The sequence below is a fragment of the Niallia sp. FSL W8-0951 genome (assembly GCF_038006525.1).
GTDB lineage: Bacteria > Bacillota > Bacilli > Bacillales > Cytobacillaceae > Niallia > Niallia circulans.
Map to the genome: position 1 here is coordinate 260751 of NZ_JBBOVK010000002.1, position 17328 is coordinate 278078.

10 protein-coding genes are annotated in these 17328 nt (G+C 35.8%); 4 read left to right on the forward strand and 6 right to left on the reverse strand.

The annotated features are described in order from the left end of the window. Positions 1-3 precede the first annotated feature (3 nt). A complete protein-coding gene (locus NSS71_RS21240; protein ID WP_341117149.1) occupies positions 4-543 on the reverse strand; it encodes a hypothetical protein in 540 nt (179 codons plus the stop codon). 219 nt (positions 544-762) lie between these two features. Beyond that, positions 763-1851: an NAD(P)-dependent alcohol dehydrogenase gene (locus tag NSS71_RS21245; RefSeq protein WP_047941677.1), complete on the reverse strand. Its 1089-nt coding sequence runs from the start codon at positions 1849-1851 to the stop codon at positions 763-765. 137 nt (positions 1852-1988) lie between these two features. Here NSS71_RS21245 and NSS71_RS21250 point away from each other — a divergent pair, with 137 nt between their 5' ends. Further along, positions 1989-2879: a LysR family transcriptional regulator gene (locus NSS71_RS21250; protein ID WP_047941678.1), complete on the forward strand. Its 891-nt coding sequence runs from the start codon at positions 1989-1991 to the stop codon at positions 2877-2879. A gap of 349 nt (positions 2880-3228) precedes the next feature. Here the strand turns inward: NSS71_RS21250 and NSS71_RS21255 are convergent, their stop codons facing one another. From NSS71_RS21255 to NSS71_RS21265, 3 genes are all read right to left on the reverse strand, one after another. Then, positions 3229-3936, reverse strand: a complete 708-nt coding sequence (locus tag NSS71_RS21255) for a M48 family metallopeptidase (RefSeq protein WP_341152020.1) — start codon at positions 3934-3936, stop codon at positions 3229-3231. Positions 3937-3954: 18 nt separating this feature from the next. After that, entirely contained in the window at positions 3955-4449 is a 495-nt protein-coding gene (locus NSS71_RS21260) for a YehS family protein (RefSeq protein WP_047941817.1), read from the reverse strand. Positions 4450-4859: 410 nt separating this feature from the next. Continuing rightward, the gene (locus tag NSS71_RS21265; RefSeq protein WP_095322547.1) at positions 4860-5351 is read right to left on the reverse strand and encodes a hypothetical protein; all 492 of its coding nucleotides are present in this window, start codon (positions 5349-5351) and stop codon (positions 4860-4862) included. Positions 5352-5673: 322 nt separating this feature from the next. On the opposite strand from NSS71_RS21265, the gene NSS71_RS21270 reads away from it, so the two are divergent. Both NSS71_RS21270 and NSS71_RS21275 read left to right on the forward strand, forming a co-directional pair. Continuing rightward, on the forward strand, positions 5674-5823 hold the full coding sequence (locus NSS71_RS21270; protein WP_156485502.1) for a hypothetical protein: 150 nt from the start codon (positions 5674-5676) through the stop codon (positions 5821-5823). Between the two features lie 297 nt (positions 5824-6120). Continuing rightward, a complete protein-coding gene (locus NSS71_RS21275) occupies positions 6121-9540 on the forward strand; it encodes a carbohydrate binding domain-containing protein (RefSeq protein ID WP_341152021.1) in 3420 nt (1139 codons plus the stop codon). Between the two features lie 349 nt (positions 9541-9889). Here the strand turns inward: NSS71_RS21275 and NSS71_RS21280 are convergent, their stop codons facing one another. Next, complete coding sequence (locus NSS71_RS21280; RefSeq protein WP_341152022.1) at positions 9890-15523, reverse strand: 5'-nucleotidase C-terminal domain-containing protein; 5634 nt, start codon at positions 15521-15523, stop codon at positions 9890-9892. 1044 nt (positions 15524-16567) lie between these two features. On the opposite strand from NSS71_RS21280, the gene NSS71_RS21285 reads away from it, so the two are divergent. Continuing rightward, positions 16568-17158, forward strand: a complete 591-nt coding sequence (locus NSS71_RS21285) for a LysE family transporter (protein ID WP_095259169.1) — start codon at positions 16568-16570, stop codon at positions 17156-17158. Positions 17159-17328: the final 170 nt, after the last annotated feature.

Genomic DNA, 17328 nt, shown 5'->3' on the forward strand with positions numbered 1-17328 from the left:
CCTCTAATCCTTTTTCTTTTTTGGCCAAATAAAATTTGAAATCGCAATAATCAGGTCAATGCCTAATACTACTGTCCATAATTTTAGTACACCGTCTAGTGCTTCTGTGCGAGCAGTATCCTTGATGAAAAAAATTAAGCCTAGTAATATCCCTGCCCCAATAGCATAAGCTAACAAATGTTTCCCCCAACTTTTCAAGTAATGCTTAGCATATGCCATCCCAAACAATGAAATAGGTTTAGCTCCTTGTTTTGCAACGTAATACCGGAATCTCTCATCCGCCCATTTAATCATGTCTTTTCCAAATGCAATCGAAACGCCAATATAAACAGCAGCTATGGCATGTGCAGTGGTTGCGGTAGCTCCTCGATACATATCCAAACTTGTTGTAATCAATAAAAGCAAATCAATTACTGGTGTTAGCGCTAAAAAGAAAAAGCCTAATTTCTCTCTTTTAAAAACATATCTAATTAGTAATCCTAAAATAATCACAATCCAAAAGCCTATTTCACTAGCAACAATCATCCAGGCAACAAAATTCAAAAATTCTCCTCCTAATATATTTTATTAAGTCAAAAAGGATTACGAATAATTAAAGTAAAAAGTTCCCTTCACCAATTTTTTCAGGAAGATAGTCGGATAAAAAAGAAAGTTTCTGAGGGCCTTATTGCTGGAGGTAATGATTTAAATAAATGAACAGAGAAGTGGCGTCCAATAGTCGATATAGATCTATTTAACGCCACTTTTCCTATTTTTAAATTATTAACTTATTCGTAGTATTGGTTTAATCGCTTCTCCGTTTTTAGAAGCTTCGAAAGCCTCATTAATTTGATTAAAGTCATAGAATTTAACTAACTTATCAAATGGGAATTGACCGTTTTTGTAGTATTCTACTAGCTGTGGGATAAAAACATTTGGTACAGAGTCCCCTTCAATGACACCCATCATTGTTTTTCCTTCTGCCATTATATCATTATGGACATCAATATTCATTTCAGGTGTAACTCCTACTACTGCTGCCACACCTAATGGACGCAGTGCTTGTAAGCATTGACGAACTACTGGAGGAAAGCCAGTTGTATCGACTGCATATTTTGTTCCGCCCTTTGTTAATTCCTTAATTTCTTTAACAACATCTACTTTTGTTCCGTTGAATGTATGTGTTGCACCAAGTTCTTTGGCAAGCTCTAACCGTGAATCATGAATATCAACAGCAATGATTGTTTTACAGCCAACTATTTTAGCAGCCATAATAGCACTTAAGCCAACGGCACCTGCACCATATATAGCAATAGTAGCTCCAAATTCAGGCTTGATTTTATTTAAAACAGTACCTGCTCCTGTTTGGATTCCACAACCTAAAGGTCCTAAAAGTGCTAAATCTACCTCTTTATCCACTTTAACAATGTTACGCTCATGAGCAATTGCAAATGTACCAAAGGAAGATTGACCAAAGAAAGTGGAAAGTGGTTTCCCATCTTTAGATAAGCGATGAGTATGATCATCATGAGCACCGCCAAAGTTCAAGTCATTAAATGTTTCACAAACAGTTGGATGACCTGTTAAACAATTTTCACAATGTCCACAATGTGCAAAGGATAATACAACATGATCCCCTTTTGCTAGACGTGTAACGCCTGAACCAACTTCTTCAATAATCCCTGCTCCTTCATGTCCAAGTACTGCAGGTAGTGGAGCAATTGCTGCATCACGAGCAACTGCATCTGTATGACATACACCAGTTGCAACAATTTTCACTAATACTTCATTTGCTTTTGGGGCAGCTAATTCTACTTCTTCTAAAAGAAAATCTTCACCTTGCCCTGGGGTAACGGCTGCTTTAATCTTCATATGACCTACTCCTTATATATGTTTAATTTAAATGTGACAGATTTGTGAATTCGTTTTTATCGTAATCCTTTCCGAAAATGGATACAATAGAAGCAAAGGAATATGTATATTTATTATGATTCATAAGAGGGGTTCGTATGCAATTATTACAGTTACACTACTTTCTCACTGTTGCCAAGACTGAGCATATGTCTCAAGCAGCACTTCAATTAGATATTTCACAATCATCACTAAGCAAAACAATCGCTAGATTAGAAGAGGATTTAGGTGTTCCTTTATTCAATAGAAATGGGAAGAATATTCGGTTGAATAATTATGGGAAGTTTTATGCGAAAGAAGTAGAACACGCTCTAAGAATCTTAGAAGATGCCCATGAAACAATTCAAGAAATGGCTGAAATAGAGGAAGATCAAGTATCGGTTAGTGTCATGAGTTCCACCATTCTTCCTTCTATATTCAAACGTTTCTATGAAAGAAGACCAAATGTACGGATTCAACAATCGATATTACCTGATTTTATTGCAAAGGAACGGTTAATGCGGGGAGAAATTGAATTATGTGTTTCCAATACACCCATAACAGGGCCGGATATAGAATGGCTGCCTGTCTTAAAAGAACGGTTGGATTTAATCGTTCCAAAAAATCATCGACTAGCACACTTAGATGAAATTGATTTACAAGATGTAAAAAATGAACGATTTATTGGCTATAAATCAGGATTAGAATCTATAAGTATGTTTGAACAATGTTGTATACAAGCTGGCTTCACACCTAATATTGTATTTGAAGGAACGGAACTATCGATAGTTTTGCAGCTTGTTGACGAAGGACAAGGTATTTCCTTTTACCCTCAATATTCTTTTTTAGGCAAACAACTAACTAATAGTAAAATCATTCGTCTAAAGAATCCCCATTGTTATCAAATGGTTGGTTTCGCTTGGTTAAAAAATAGACATTATTCTTATGTAGCAAGACAGTTTCGGCAGCATATGATTGAATCGTTTAAGGAAATTAATAAAAAGAACTGAGACATAGGCAAAAGTGAGGTACGATTTTTTAGGATATCAGCCAAAGTTGAGGGCTTATCAGCCAAATTCGAGATTTATCAGCCAAACTTCAGCTCTTTTCAGCCAAATTCGAGATTTATCAGCCAAACTTCAGCTCTTTTCAGCCAAATTCGAGATTTATCAGCCAAACTTCGGCTCTTTTCAGCCAAACTTGGGATTTATCAGCCAAACTTCAGCTCTTTTCAGCCAAACCACATAACTTATCAGCCAAAGTATAAGAAATTAATTATTGCTTTTATGTTATCAATCTCCGTCATTCAAAAAAGACTGGATTAATGCTCCAGTCAAATTCTGTTTTCTCTCCATATAACTAGACTGTCATTTTCCAATTAGATAAAGTTAGCCACTTCTCTTTCTCCTTGTAGTCAGGCATTAACTTCCCAACAAGTCTCCAAAAAGAGCGATCATGATTAAGATGAACCATGTGACACATTTCATGAACAACAACATAATCAATTACCTCAAGTGGAGCCATCGCTAACCTCCAATTGAAGGTTAATTGAAAATTAGAATCACAGGTGCCCCAATTGGTTTTGCTATCCGTAATCCTTATGGATCGAGGCTTTGTTTTAAAGTTACTTTGATAGAAGGAGACCCTCTCCTCCACTAAAGACTTACTTCGCTGATAATAATACCTTTTTAATAATTTTTTTATTTGTTTCTTATCATACTCTTTTATATAGATACACAGCTTGTCCACTTCGAATTTCACCTGTTCTTGAACAACCGTTATATCTTGGATAATGTCAATAGGATAGCTATTACCTAAATAAAGAAATCTCTCCTTATTCTCATATACCTTTTCCTGCGGGCCTGCCATTCTTGTCTGCATTTCTTTTATTCTGGTTTGAATTTGGTTCCAATTTTGCTCCAGTACTTGATGGACATAATCGTCTGATGTCTTTTTGGGAGCCAAGATTTCAATGTTTCCATATCCATCTAATGTTATTCCAATGGAAGTACGATTTTTATACTTTATTTCATAACGGATTGTTTCACCTAAGTAGGTATGCAGCATATCGTCACCTACCTTTACTTATCCTCTATATTTAATAGCTAATCCCTTTAAGAAGTTTCTAGCGAAATTATCTAAACACACCTTATAGTTTTTATGGCCTTCTTTCCTTAAAAAAGCTCCTAATTCCCCTTTAGACACATTTAGTCCTGCTTTTTTAAATATATCAATCATATCCTCTGTCGTTAATGACAGCGCAATTTTAACTTTCTTTAATAAAATGTTATTAACACTCGTATTGTTTTTTATCGATGATTCAGGTGCGCTGGATTGTCCTGGTTTTGGCTCCTGCTTTCCTCTCTTATAAATAATAAAGCCATTTAGAAAGGAATCTAACATACTATTCGTCAATTTGATTTGATCATCATTTTCTGCCTCTTCATCTGCCTTCTTCAGTATTCTTACTACTTCAGGCACAGATACCTCTTTTCCCCCAAGCTTAAAAATTTCAGCCATTTCACTATTTTTTATTTCTAACGCGTATCTTAAACGAATTAAAATATCATTATTCTCCATGATTTTCCCTCCAATTTTCAAAACAACTATATACTTTTCATCTACCTTCAGTAGAGTTCTAGTGTTAATCATAAATAATTATCCTCAAAAAGTATAGTACCTCTAGATCGCAAAGGATCTTCCACTAATAAATTCAATATATATCCATATAAAAAAGGAATGAATACTGCTTCCTTTTTCCTTAAAACAATCAACCTTTCTAACAAAAATAACCCAACTTCTTGGGCTAAATGAATTTTAATTTAATTAGGGAGATTATCTGACTTAGATATCCACGTATAATACAGTAATAAAATATCCAAAAGAACCGATCAACGATTACAGAAATCCATAAATTCCAACCTTCATAATGAATCCCATTTCTATTCGTTTTACTATACCATTATATGTTTTGGTCTTGCTAAACTCGTTTACTCTTTATGTTTTAGTTTCCATCTATTAAACTGAATCTTTTCATATAAAAATTGAAAGGCATATAAGATTAAAGCTAAAACCGTAAACACATACATTATCTGCATTTTGGATAATCGCACCAACGATGCTATCCCAAATTTAGTTAAGTAAGGTACAATAACATAGGTAAATATAGAATCAATAACCATGTTGATCCCCATATAAGTAAAGAACTTTCCGTATGTCCATTTTAATATCCAAATGGTACCCACAAAAAAGGATCCTAACATAAACGGAATGTCTCCAGGTATTCTTGGATGGATTTTTTCATACCACCACCACCATTTACGTCTTTTAGCAACGATATTTGTCAATCTCACCATCAACGCAATAAACGTGCTTGCAGCTATATATCGTTTAAGTGTATTTTTACCTAATAAAGGTACCGTCACCCAAGGTACGATCATCGACAAAATCAACAGCGTCTTGGAATATTTCATTATTTTCATCGTGCCCACCCTTTATCATTCATTAAGATTACTATTCCCAAAAAGTCGGATTTTATCTTAATTAAACTTTAAGATAGAATAGAAAATCACTCTAATAAAGATAATGAGCTGGTTATTAAATTGCCCGCTGGTTAGTTAGGACTCCTATAAAATTCCTATTGCTTTATATTTATTGCACGGTTTTTCTTTATTCTGTAATTAGTTCATATGCAGATATTTTCTTAATTCTAAGCGAAATAATCATAGAAACAATATAAGCTAAAACCATAATACAAGCACAAGTGATTACCATACTAAGCAAATATTACTCAATCCTGGCTTAATGGTTATTATTCAACTTAGTGCATTTTTTGATCGAAAAGCAGAGCGATTAAGAGATCCTCATGTAGCGATTGCCTTTGATAAAGAAAGCTATAATACGATCTATGAGGAATCTTCAGCAAACTATCCAGGCGTAAAAGAACAGAGATAGAAGAGATTATCAACATGAACCTTACTAATTATCATTTTGGCAATCGGGAATTATAGATTAACCACTTCTCCTTAAAACTATCTCTTGTAAACTGCTTTTTTCCCATCTTTTTTCTTACTATTCCGACTTTTTACTCATTTCTACTATTATTAAAGATTATTAAATAAATTTATGCTATTATATCCTCGTATCAACATTGAAATCGTTTGCATATTTAAAACTTAATACTTATTAAAAAATGAGGAGGTGAACTTTAATACTTGGTGCAAACGTTTTTACAAATATAGGAGGGATCAAATGATTTTTTTCAAAAAAATAAGTTACTTATTCTTAATTTTCCTTACTATCTTTTCTGGATTAACGTTTCAAGGTTCAAATGAACAACATCAAGTTAAAGCAGAGACTATTAATTTAGAAGAAAACGACTTTTCCTGGGATAATGCAACAGTCTATTTTGCTATGACAGACCGTTTTGCTGATGGGAACACCGCTAATAATAATTCCTATGGAAGACCGCAAACAGATGCAAACGGAAGTAACATCGGTACTTTTCACGGCGGTGATTTGAAAGGGCTTACAAATAAGTTGGACGAAGGTTACTTTACAGATTTAGGAATCAACGCAATATGGATTACTGCTCCCTATGAACAGATCCACGGCTGGGTTGGCGGGGGTAATAGCGGTGATTTCGCTCATTATTCTTACCACGGATATTATGCATTAGATTACACCATGGTAGACCAAAACATGGGAACTGTAAATGAAATGAGAGAGTTTGTTAATAAGGCTCATGAAAGAGGCATTCGAGTAATTATGGATGTTGTAATGAACCATGCTGGATATAATACTATTAAAGATATGCATGAATACAATTTTGGTAATCCAGGGGTACCTGAAACTTGGACACCAGGTTCTGGACAATCCTGGCATGATGTTCATAATTATATCAATTATGACGATGCGAATGCATGGAAAAATTGGTGGGGAGATTGGGTAAAAGCTGGGATTGGCGGCTATACTCAATGTGGGAATGATGATAAAAATATGTGTCTTTCTGGACTTCCTGATTTCCGTACAGATGTTACGCAAGACTTAGGTCTACCTAACTTATTAAAAAATAAATGGAATAAGGAGCAAAATGGATCATACGATTCTTGGATTGTTCCAGCTGCAAAAGATTTACGTAAAAATTTGGGAGTTGCCCCTGCTGATTACATCACTAAATGGTTATCCTCATGGGTAGAAGAGTTCGGAATTGACGGATTTAGAGTTGATACAGCCAAACATGTAGAAATCCACCGGTGGAAACAACTAAAAGAAGAAGCCAATGATGCACTTTGGAAATGGCGGGCCAATAATCCAGATGCCCCTGGTGCGCAATGGGATGATGATTTTTGGATGACAGGTGAAGTTTGGGGACACGGAGTAGGAAAAAGTGAGTATTTTTACAATGGTTTTGACTCTATTATTAATTTTACCTTCCAAGGAGAAGGTGCAAATGGTCCAGCATACAATCTAGCATCAATGGAAGATACGTTTTCACATTATGCAAGCAAAATCAATACCGATCCAGATTTCAATGTACTGAGCTATCTATCTCAACATGATACATCGCTTTATCCTAGAGATCGATTAATTGATGGTGGAACTTATTTAATGTTATTACCTGGTGGTATTCAAATATTTTATGGAGATGAAACAGCCCGACCATTCGGTCCAACAGGGTCGGATCCTAATCAGGGAACAAGATCCTCCATGAATTGGGATTCAATTAACGAACAAGTTCTCACTCATTGGCAAAAAATGGGGCAGTTTAGAAATAGACACCAGGCAATTGGTGCAGGTGAGCATAAGCAAATTGGAAATAGCCCTTATACATTTAGCCGTACCCTCAGCAGCAATGAATTAGACGATCGAGTTGTTGTTGCAGTAGGAGCTAGTGGCAAAACAACGATTGACGTTTCATCTGTATTTAATGATGGAGATAAACTGAAAGATTTCTATACAGGCAATACAACTACTGTTCACAACGGAAAGGTTACGTTTACACCACATAAGAACGGTGTTTTATTAATAGAACGCGAAGGAGAGGCTCTTCCATCCATTTCCGTAACTCCTAATAGTAGTGAATTTGATACAGAAGAGTTGGAAATATCCTTTAGTTTAAAAAATACAGCCGAAGGCTACTACACAGTAGATGAATCTGATCCTAGTGAAAATGGTACTGCATTTGTTGATGGAGATAAATTATCGATCGGAAAATCTCTAGAAATAGGCGAAACACTTGTCCTAAAACTCTATGCCGAAAATGACTCAGGTCCTGTTGCAAAAGAGTATACTTATAAAAAAATCGCTCCATTGCCGAAAGTCTCTGCTAATCCGCCTGGTGGTACATTCTATGACGACACAGTTGATGTAACCTTGGATTATCAAAATGTTGAAGAAGCATTTTATAAAATTAACGAGGGAGAGCCAGTTGCATATACAAAAGGGAAAACCATCTCATTGGGTGCAGATACCGCGGTTGGGGATGAAATTATTCTTACCTTAACGGCCAAAAATCAATATGGAGAAGCAGAGAAAACCTATACTTTCACAAAAATTGATGGCTTAACTATTTACTTTAAGAAACCAGATAACTGGAGTACACCTCATCTTTATTATTATGATACGGAACCAAAAGTTGATGAACCTTCTTGGAATAACGCACCAAAGATGGAGCATTATAAAGATGATTGGTATGTATATACCGTTAAAGGAACCGAGAGTATGAATGTAATTTTTAAGGATCCTAATAATCAGTGGCCTGGTCCTAATCAGCCTGGATTCATAAGAAGCACAAGCGGATGGTTTGATGGAGAATGGCATGATAGTGATCCAACTACTCCAGTTGTCCCTTCAGCTCCAAAAAATTTAAAAGCAACGGAAGTGAATGCTAGTTCCGTAACACTAAATTGGGAAGCTTCATCAGCTAACGTGTCTCATTATGCTGTATACCGAGATGCAGAAAAAATTGGAGAAACATCTACTACCTCCTATAAGGATACTGGTGTCAGTCCACAGACAGAATACGAATATTATGTAATAGCCATCAATGATATAGGGAAATCAAAAAGCAGCAATATTATTTCTGTTACAACAACAGAGATTCGCACAAATGAAGTAACGATTTATTATAAAGGTGTTGAGAATCCTTACATCCATTATCAAGTTGGCGATGGAGATTGGACACATCTACCTGGTAAGAAAATGGAGCAATCTAGTATTCCAGCTTACTATGTAACAACCATTCCCTTAGGAGAGGCCGATAAAATAAATGCAGCCTTTAACAATGGTAAAGGAAAGTGGGATAATAACAACGGGAAAAATTACGCTTTTACAAATGGCACCTTTACTGTGGACAATGGACAACTTTTAGAAGGGGAACCTCCGTCCACTAATAAAGTAACCATTTATTATTATACTGGATGGAATGAACCTCGGATTCACTATTCACCATATGACGGGCATTGGAGTACATTACCTGGAACACAAATGTCCAAAAGCGATTATCCAGGCTACTTTGTGATTACATTGGATATTGGTACAGCAGACGGTCTTGAAGCTGCTTTTAATAATGGAAATAATTCATGGGACAACAATCAAGGTAGTAACTATCACTTTAAATCAGGGGAGTACATTCTTAAAAATGGTCAAGTAACAAGGGGACACCCATAAAGAAGTACTATATAACACAATAATGAACTCTATAGATCCAATGACTAAAAAAAGAGGCTAGCATCTATAGAGTCTTTATTCAAATTATAGAAATCAGGAAAAACTTCCAAGAACCGCACTTATTGTTAAATTTTAGTTTCTGATTTTCTATTAAAAAATAAGAAGTAAAAAGATGATCCCCTATTCACGGAGATCATCTTCTTTATCAAAGCTATCTTATTTTTAAATACCTTAACGAAAATGTTTAAAAAAACGCTATTTCTTTATTTTCTAATATTAGGGGATTCTGAGTTCTTCCCCTTCTACCTAGTTTTGCTAAGGAAGATAAAAATCACTCGATTAATACCAATTAATTTGTTCTCGAATTTCTTCTCTTCCCAAAATACAAACCAATACCAACTATAAGTAATATAAACCCTGCAACTAAAATATTAAAGTTGTTTGTCGCTGTATCTGGAAGCTCATTAGCTTGAGTTGGAATATTAGAAGACTGCGGCTGTCCTTCAAATACGCCATACGTACTGAAGTGATCCGTATAAACAGACACCTTGCCGTTCTTATATTCTCCACCAATCAATTCCCATTTATTTGCTTTTTCATTCCAATAATAAACTTTTACAGTTTTAGGGTTTTTAACTTGTTTTGGATCAACTTTGAATGTGAGTTTCACTTTATCATCAAATTCATGGTGCGTTTTTCCATTCGCTTCTATTGTAAAGTCATAAGCAATAAGAGAACCTTTTACTTTCATTTTCTTCACGTTAATATTTACGTTTTCAGCTAACGGAAGAATGGAAGCAGGGATTTGTACATCTACATTTCCATTACTTATTACAATCGATGCTCCCGCACTCTGTAAAGCTTGGATTTGCTCTTTTGTTAATGTAAATGTTGCATTGATTTTGTTATCGACTTTGATAACAACTACAGCATTATCCGCAATATTTGCAAGAGCTGAGTCATTAATCTTATACTTGTTACCATGCTTTATTACTTTCGGTTTAATTTCTTTTATTTTATTTGAGTTACCAGGTTTTTCTCCTGGCTTATTGCCTGGTTTTTCTCCTGGCCCTTGTCCTGGTTCTTCTCCTGGCCCTTGTCCTGGTTCTTCTCCTGGCCCTTGTCCTGGCTCTTCACCCGGCTCTTGTCCTGGCTCTTCACCCGGCTCTTGTCCTGGCTCTTCACCCGGCTCTTGTCCTGGCTCTTCACCCGGCTCTTGTCCTGGCTCTTCACCCGGCTCTTGTCCTGGTTCTTCTCCTGGCCCTTGTCCTGGTTCTTCACCCGGCCCTTGTCCTGGTTCTTCACCCGGCTCTTGACTCACATCAATAATTCTTCCTTCTACTTCAGTAGGTATTCCTTCACTTCCAATACTTATTAAATGGTCACGGAAGTTTTCCCAATCAGATAGCCCTAAGTCTGTAACACGGCCTTCTGCATAAGCTTTAGCAAAAACGTCATAGCCGTCTCCGCCTTTAGCAGTAAACGCGTTTGTAGCAATTGTGTACATCGTATCATCTTGAACTTCTACATATTTACCAGCTTCATTTAAATAGGAAACAGATACAATCCGCTCTCCAGATTGTTTTGTTTCATCATATACTACTTTTCCACCCGCTACATGTAAGAAACCACCATTTTCTGCTGGATACTGACCTAGAGAAATTTCAAACGCTTCTTTTAGCTCAGCACCTGTTACATCCATGGTTGCTAATGTGTTGTTAAATGGAAGAACAGTGATTATTTCACCAACTGTGATTGGTCCTTTATCAATTGCTGCACGGATTCCCCCGCCATTTTGCAGGGCCATAATAATATTTTTACCAGTGAACGTTCTTGACTTCTCAAGCATTCCATCTGTAATCAAGTTTCCTAAAATCGTTTCATTCTTGCGGACACTTGGTTTTGTATCATCGCCATTCGTACGTGGACTTTCTAATGCAATTGGTGATGACACGCCGATTTCCGTTTTAGCCACTTGATTAATTTTCTCTTTAAATGGCTCCAATACTTTAACAGCTTCTTTATCCTCTTCTTGAGCACCGATAGCTACTAAGTGACCGTCATAAGTCTTCACTACATCATTTTCATCAAAAGTTACATTTAAAACGCCAAGATTACTGTTGGAGTTACCAGTTTGAACAATTAACGTAGGTGTTTCATCCTCGTCTACTATTACTGGTTTCTCCAATGTTGTATGGCTATGACCTCCGACAATCACGTCAATACCTTCTACTTTTTCCGCAAGAATTAAATCATTATCAATTGCTGCATTATCGTCATATCCAATATGGGTCAAGGCAACAATTCGATTTACCCCTGCTTCTTCAAAAGCTTCTACTGCCTTTTCTGCTTCTTTCAAATAGTTTTCAAAAGCAATCGATCCTGGGCTAGAAATGTCAGCCGTTTCCGCTGTCGTTAATCCGAAAATCCCAACTTTCTCTCCATTTACTTCTTTGACAATGCCATTATATATCTTTCCGTTTTCACTGTTTGACTCAATCGATTTGTTCTGAAGTCCAGTAAATTTCCCATCTTTTGAAAAGTCAACGTTCGCACTGACAAATGGGAAGTTTGCTCCCTTAATAAAGTCAGCTAGCGCCTGATGGCCTTCTACAGAAGAACCTAAATCAAATTCATGGTTTCCAAAGGTCATTGCATCAATGCCAAGCAAGTTCAGCATCGCTAAATCAGCTTTTCCTTGGAATTCATTAAAGTATAAGGTCCCTGTAAATTGGTCTCCTGCATGAAGGAGAAGGGCATCGGGATTTGCTGCTCTTATTTCTTTTACAGCAGTAACTGTCTTCGGTATGTTATCCAAAGCAGAGTGGATATCATTAGTATGCATAATAGTTAAATCAGGTACTTCTGGTAAATTAGATAAATCAAGTTGAATCATTACTGGATCATGGTCAGATGCTTGTCCAGTTGCTTCCGTAAAGTTTGCGTTAATATGAATCATATCAGCCGTTGTTACATTTGCTAATCTATTTGTTACTAAAATATGGTCTAGTACTTGGTTGTTACCTTGGAAGAAGTAGGAGAAACGATCTTCAGCTGGAACCTTTTCCACCATATTTGTTAAAATCTCACCCTTTAAAGCCTTAAGAGCCGGTGTAAATTCAAAATCATTCATGTCTCCAGTTACAACCACATTTAAGTTAGGGTTTTTAGCAAGCCCTTCTTTAATAAAGTTGTTTACCTCTTGTGCAAGCTTGATGCGCTCTGCTTCAGAAGACAGTACAGGCGGCTGGTTAGCTCCCCATAAAGATTGATCTCCACCTTTAGAATTCAAATGGTTTCCGATTACTACAACACGCTGACCTTTAAATTCGAATTCTGCAGCAAGTGGTTTACGTGTGTTAGTAAATGCTTGTGGATTAATAACACCTGGGTTTAATGTAAGGTTCCCTGTTTCCGTCCAACCATTTGCTTCCGTTGCTTTTCCTTTCGTTCCTTCAACCAATGTTACACATTCAGGGTTGTAAAGATGACCAACACGAATATTGCCACCAGGAGCTCCACCGTTTGTGTTATTTACAGGAGCCACGTCTATCCATTTATATGCTGGACCACCTGCAGCAACAATTGCATTGATTAAACGTTGATAACTTTCTGATGCATCAGAATTTCCTGAATCAGTTTCTCCATCATTATCCTGAACCTCTACTAACGTAATAATATCAGGAGATTTCATGTTTTCTACAAATGACTTGGCAATTTTAGCTACTTTGGCATCTGGAGTGTTTGCTTTATTGTTAGAGAAATTCTCAATATTGTATGAAGCCACAGTTAATTTATCTTCTGCCGGGACAATATGAGTAACTTCTTGTGTTAAATTGGATTTTGTTAAAGTAGGTAATTCGTTTTTATTAACAGATAATTGATAACCATTACTTGAATAGGTTACGACACCGACAACGTCACCATTAAACTTATCACCTGGCTGGAAATCACTTCCCACATTATCTAAAAAGATTTTTTCTGGATTATAATCGTCTTCAGCAATATTTAATCCACCTTGATTATTTAATGTATTATTCGTCGTGCTTTCCACAATAATAGGTACATCATTCGAATAGGGAGGTCCTACTACGAGTGCATCTGGGAATGATACACGCATATATTCAAGAGATTCCCAAAAGTCGATCCCATCTTCATCTGGATCAAAAGATGTCATTTCATCATTATCAATTACTTTGTTTGGAGGAAAAATATCTTTCCCAATAATAAGTGGAGCAGGTAGTTCAGCCGTTCCATCTTTAGTAATGGACGTTGCGGTAATTTGTGTTTTGGACAGATTAGCTCCTCCACCATATTCTGTAACAGTTCCATTAACGGAAACTTTGTCTCCAACAGAAACCCCATGAGAGGACTTGTATACTTCAATTGCTTCAGATGTTTCGATATCTGTATCTGCTCCATCCACATCCTGCATAACAAAACTGCTTGAACCAAATACATGGGTTACAACACCAGTTATGTTCGTAACAGAAGAACCATTATATTCAGAAATATGCCCTTTTCCTTGTATATCATGGATACGGAGATTTTCCGTATTTAGAATTTTAAAAGTAAAGCTAAATACATCACTTACTGTACCATTTGTTACAGCAATTGCTTTAATCGTAGTTTCACCTGTTTTTAAAGCGATTGGCTGTGTGTATTTTACACTTGTTTCAGTTGGTGTAGAACCATCTGTTGTGTAGTAAATAGCAGCATCTTCTAGACCAGAATTCAACTCAACCTTTGTACCAGCTGGAACTACCCCTGGTGTTTGTGTGGAATAAACGGCTGGCTTGTTCACTAAATCATAGCTATTAAGACCAGTAGTTTTTAGATGATACCCCGTTTCATCAATTGATCCGATTCCGGTAAGATGAACTTTATCTCCTTCTTTGTATTGCTTAATTAAGTCATCATAAGTGGAACCTGTACGATTATCATGAATAACACGTACCTTTTCTCCACTTTCAAATACAGCTTGGAATGTAGCAGTGCCATAGCTATCCTTTGTCATTTCAGAAATTGTAACGTTTTGTAACGTAAGCAATTCACCTTGTGTGGAATCAGTTACTTCCGTAACAGACTGTGCTGCTGGCAGATCATTGTTTGAAGACACGATATCAAGGCTTTCTGGTTCGATTTCCAGTTCATTTTTATATGTCTTCAATACGCCCGTTATTTTTACTTTCTCTCCTGGCTTAACAGATTTAGGACTAGCATATACATACATTCCAGCAGTGGAATCTTGCATATAAAAAGTTTCGCTTCCCCAAAGTCCTGAATTTGTTGTCACAATTCCTTCTATCGTAACTGTTTTGCCAGCGCCAAGTTCACGCGCATCTGCGATCGAAATAGCAGGTTCCGGTTCTGCAGGCTCTTCAGGAGCAGCTGTACCAAAAGTATGTATGCCAAGATTATCAAAGTAATTAATTCCTTTGTTCGTCCATTCTACATTTCGATCAAAACTGTCTTTAACATTTTTGTCACCTGATAAAACATCACTATTTCTAATTAACGTAACGTCTTTAGCAAAATCAGCATTCGAGCCAACCTGGCCAATGGAATCAATAATAGATTCTCCTTTTAATAGAACAAGAGGATCGTTACCATTAAAATTAATCACCGTCGAATTTTCTAGATTTCCTTTTGCCTTTATTTTTTCATCGGCTTGACCATGATAAATAACATATGTCTCACCATTTTTTAATGTGCCGTTCAGGGAGAGCTTATGCGAAATTTCCTCGGCACCATTTGTATGAATTCCAAGGCTGTACTGACTTAAATCAAGATCAGAGCCAGTTCCGTTATATAACTCAATCGCCTTATTAAAGCTGCTTCCTTCAATATATTCCGAGATAATCAAATCTGTAGCTACAACCGTTTCAGCCTTTACATTTAGATTAGCTACTGGTGAGAATAAACTAAAAAGTATAGCAATTATCGTAATAACACTAAGATTCCTCTTATTTCTTCTTTTCATGTTTTTTCTCCTCATATTTTTTAGATTAGCTTCATGATTCGGACGTCTCGAAAGGAGACTATCTTGTTTGAAATACAAGCTTCTTAAGATGAACTACTAAGGTCCTTGTCCTGTTAGAAAATTATCCTAATAGAATAGTAGTTTTCCATATGCAGTTTCCCACCCATAACTTTTCCATAATCCACTGTACCAGTGCAAAATTAGCTAGTTTCTTTGTCACATCCTTTTTCAGACAATATAGTTGTAGCTCATAAAATGTCATAGGCCTAAACACCTATACAATTAATCGACGGATAATAAGTTATATTTTTACTATTAAAATATAACAAACCTATCCGTGAATCATTGTATAATGATATAAATCGCTTAACAAGACTCATTTACAAAAATATAAAGAATTTACAAAAAAAATAGAATTTTAATGCTATTTGTCGTCATATGGATAGGTTTTTTAAATTAAGAAAGCGTTTCTTGTAACATAAATTCAAAATAAACCCTTTAAAAAGACAAACTTCTTCTTTCTATGTTTCTTGAAACTAGATAACAAACTAGTAACAAACTCCTATCAACCAGCATTGCTCCATTTCTTAAAAAAATTTATATTTACTTCCTACTAAAAAAAGCTGAATTCTAAAAATTCAGCCCTAAATTGTATCGAATTTTGATATTTAGAAAAATTCACTAAACACTACTTTGTATAATATAAAAAGTGTGATATATTGTAATCTTTAGAGATTACATTCAGTTTGTCGACAAAAAGATATTGGAGAAGTAGAATTGTATTTTCATGCGTTGCTTGGAATATAGTGGGGTGAGGATTCTGTGGATTAGCGAGACATCTTGATGCCCTGCAGGATAAAGGCGTTACGTGGATCACGCGAGCCCCATGGAAAGCGAACCCCGGAGCAAAAAGTAAGAACCTGATTCAAAGAGATTAATAAATATACTCTATTCCATCTTCTATTTCCAAATACAGAAGTTTGTTTACAGTCTGATTGTAATCTTCATAGATTACAATCTATCAAGTAGAAATGGAGGTTAAATATGCCCTTTTTATCATTCCTTTTGTTTGTATTAGTTAGCAGCTTTACTCCAGGTCCAAATAATTTTATGGCAATGTCGTTTGCTAATAAATATGGATTTAAAAAAACTATTAAGTTCAGTCTGGGGGTTTCAGCCGGCTTTTTTGTTTTAGCCTTGATGTGTAGTATTTTTAATCTTTTGCTTATAAGTATCCTGCCTATTATAAAGATACCTTTAACTATTTTAGGGGTCGGCTATATTCTGTACTTAGCTTATAAAACACTTACCAGTAAAGGTATCAATAATAACGAAAAAAATGACGAGACGAACAAAAATCTTTTTTTAATAGGTGTTTTAATACAATTTATTAATCCAAAAGGGATCTTGTATGGGATTACAGTTGTATCAACCTTTATATTACCTTACTACACTTCTTACTTTAGTTATTTTATCTTTTCATTATTTTTAGGGATTATCGGATTTCTCAGCTCAATATGTTGGAGTATATTTGGCTCCATCTTTCAGAAGTCGTTATCAAAGTATCAGAAGCCATTTAATATCATAATGGCCTTGTTATTAATATATAGTGCCATTTCCATTGTTTTACATTAAATTGCATACATACGACAAGGAGGAGGGTGGTGAATCCCCCTCCAATTTTCCAAATAATAAAGTGGAATGACCACTTTTTCTTGCTGAACGCTTCCTTCTAAAAACAATCGAAAAAATTCATCTATTACCCTTCACTTTAATATCATTATCTTTTTGGAAATTTCCACTGC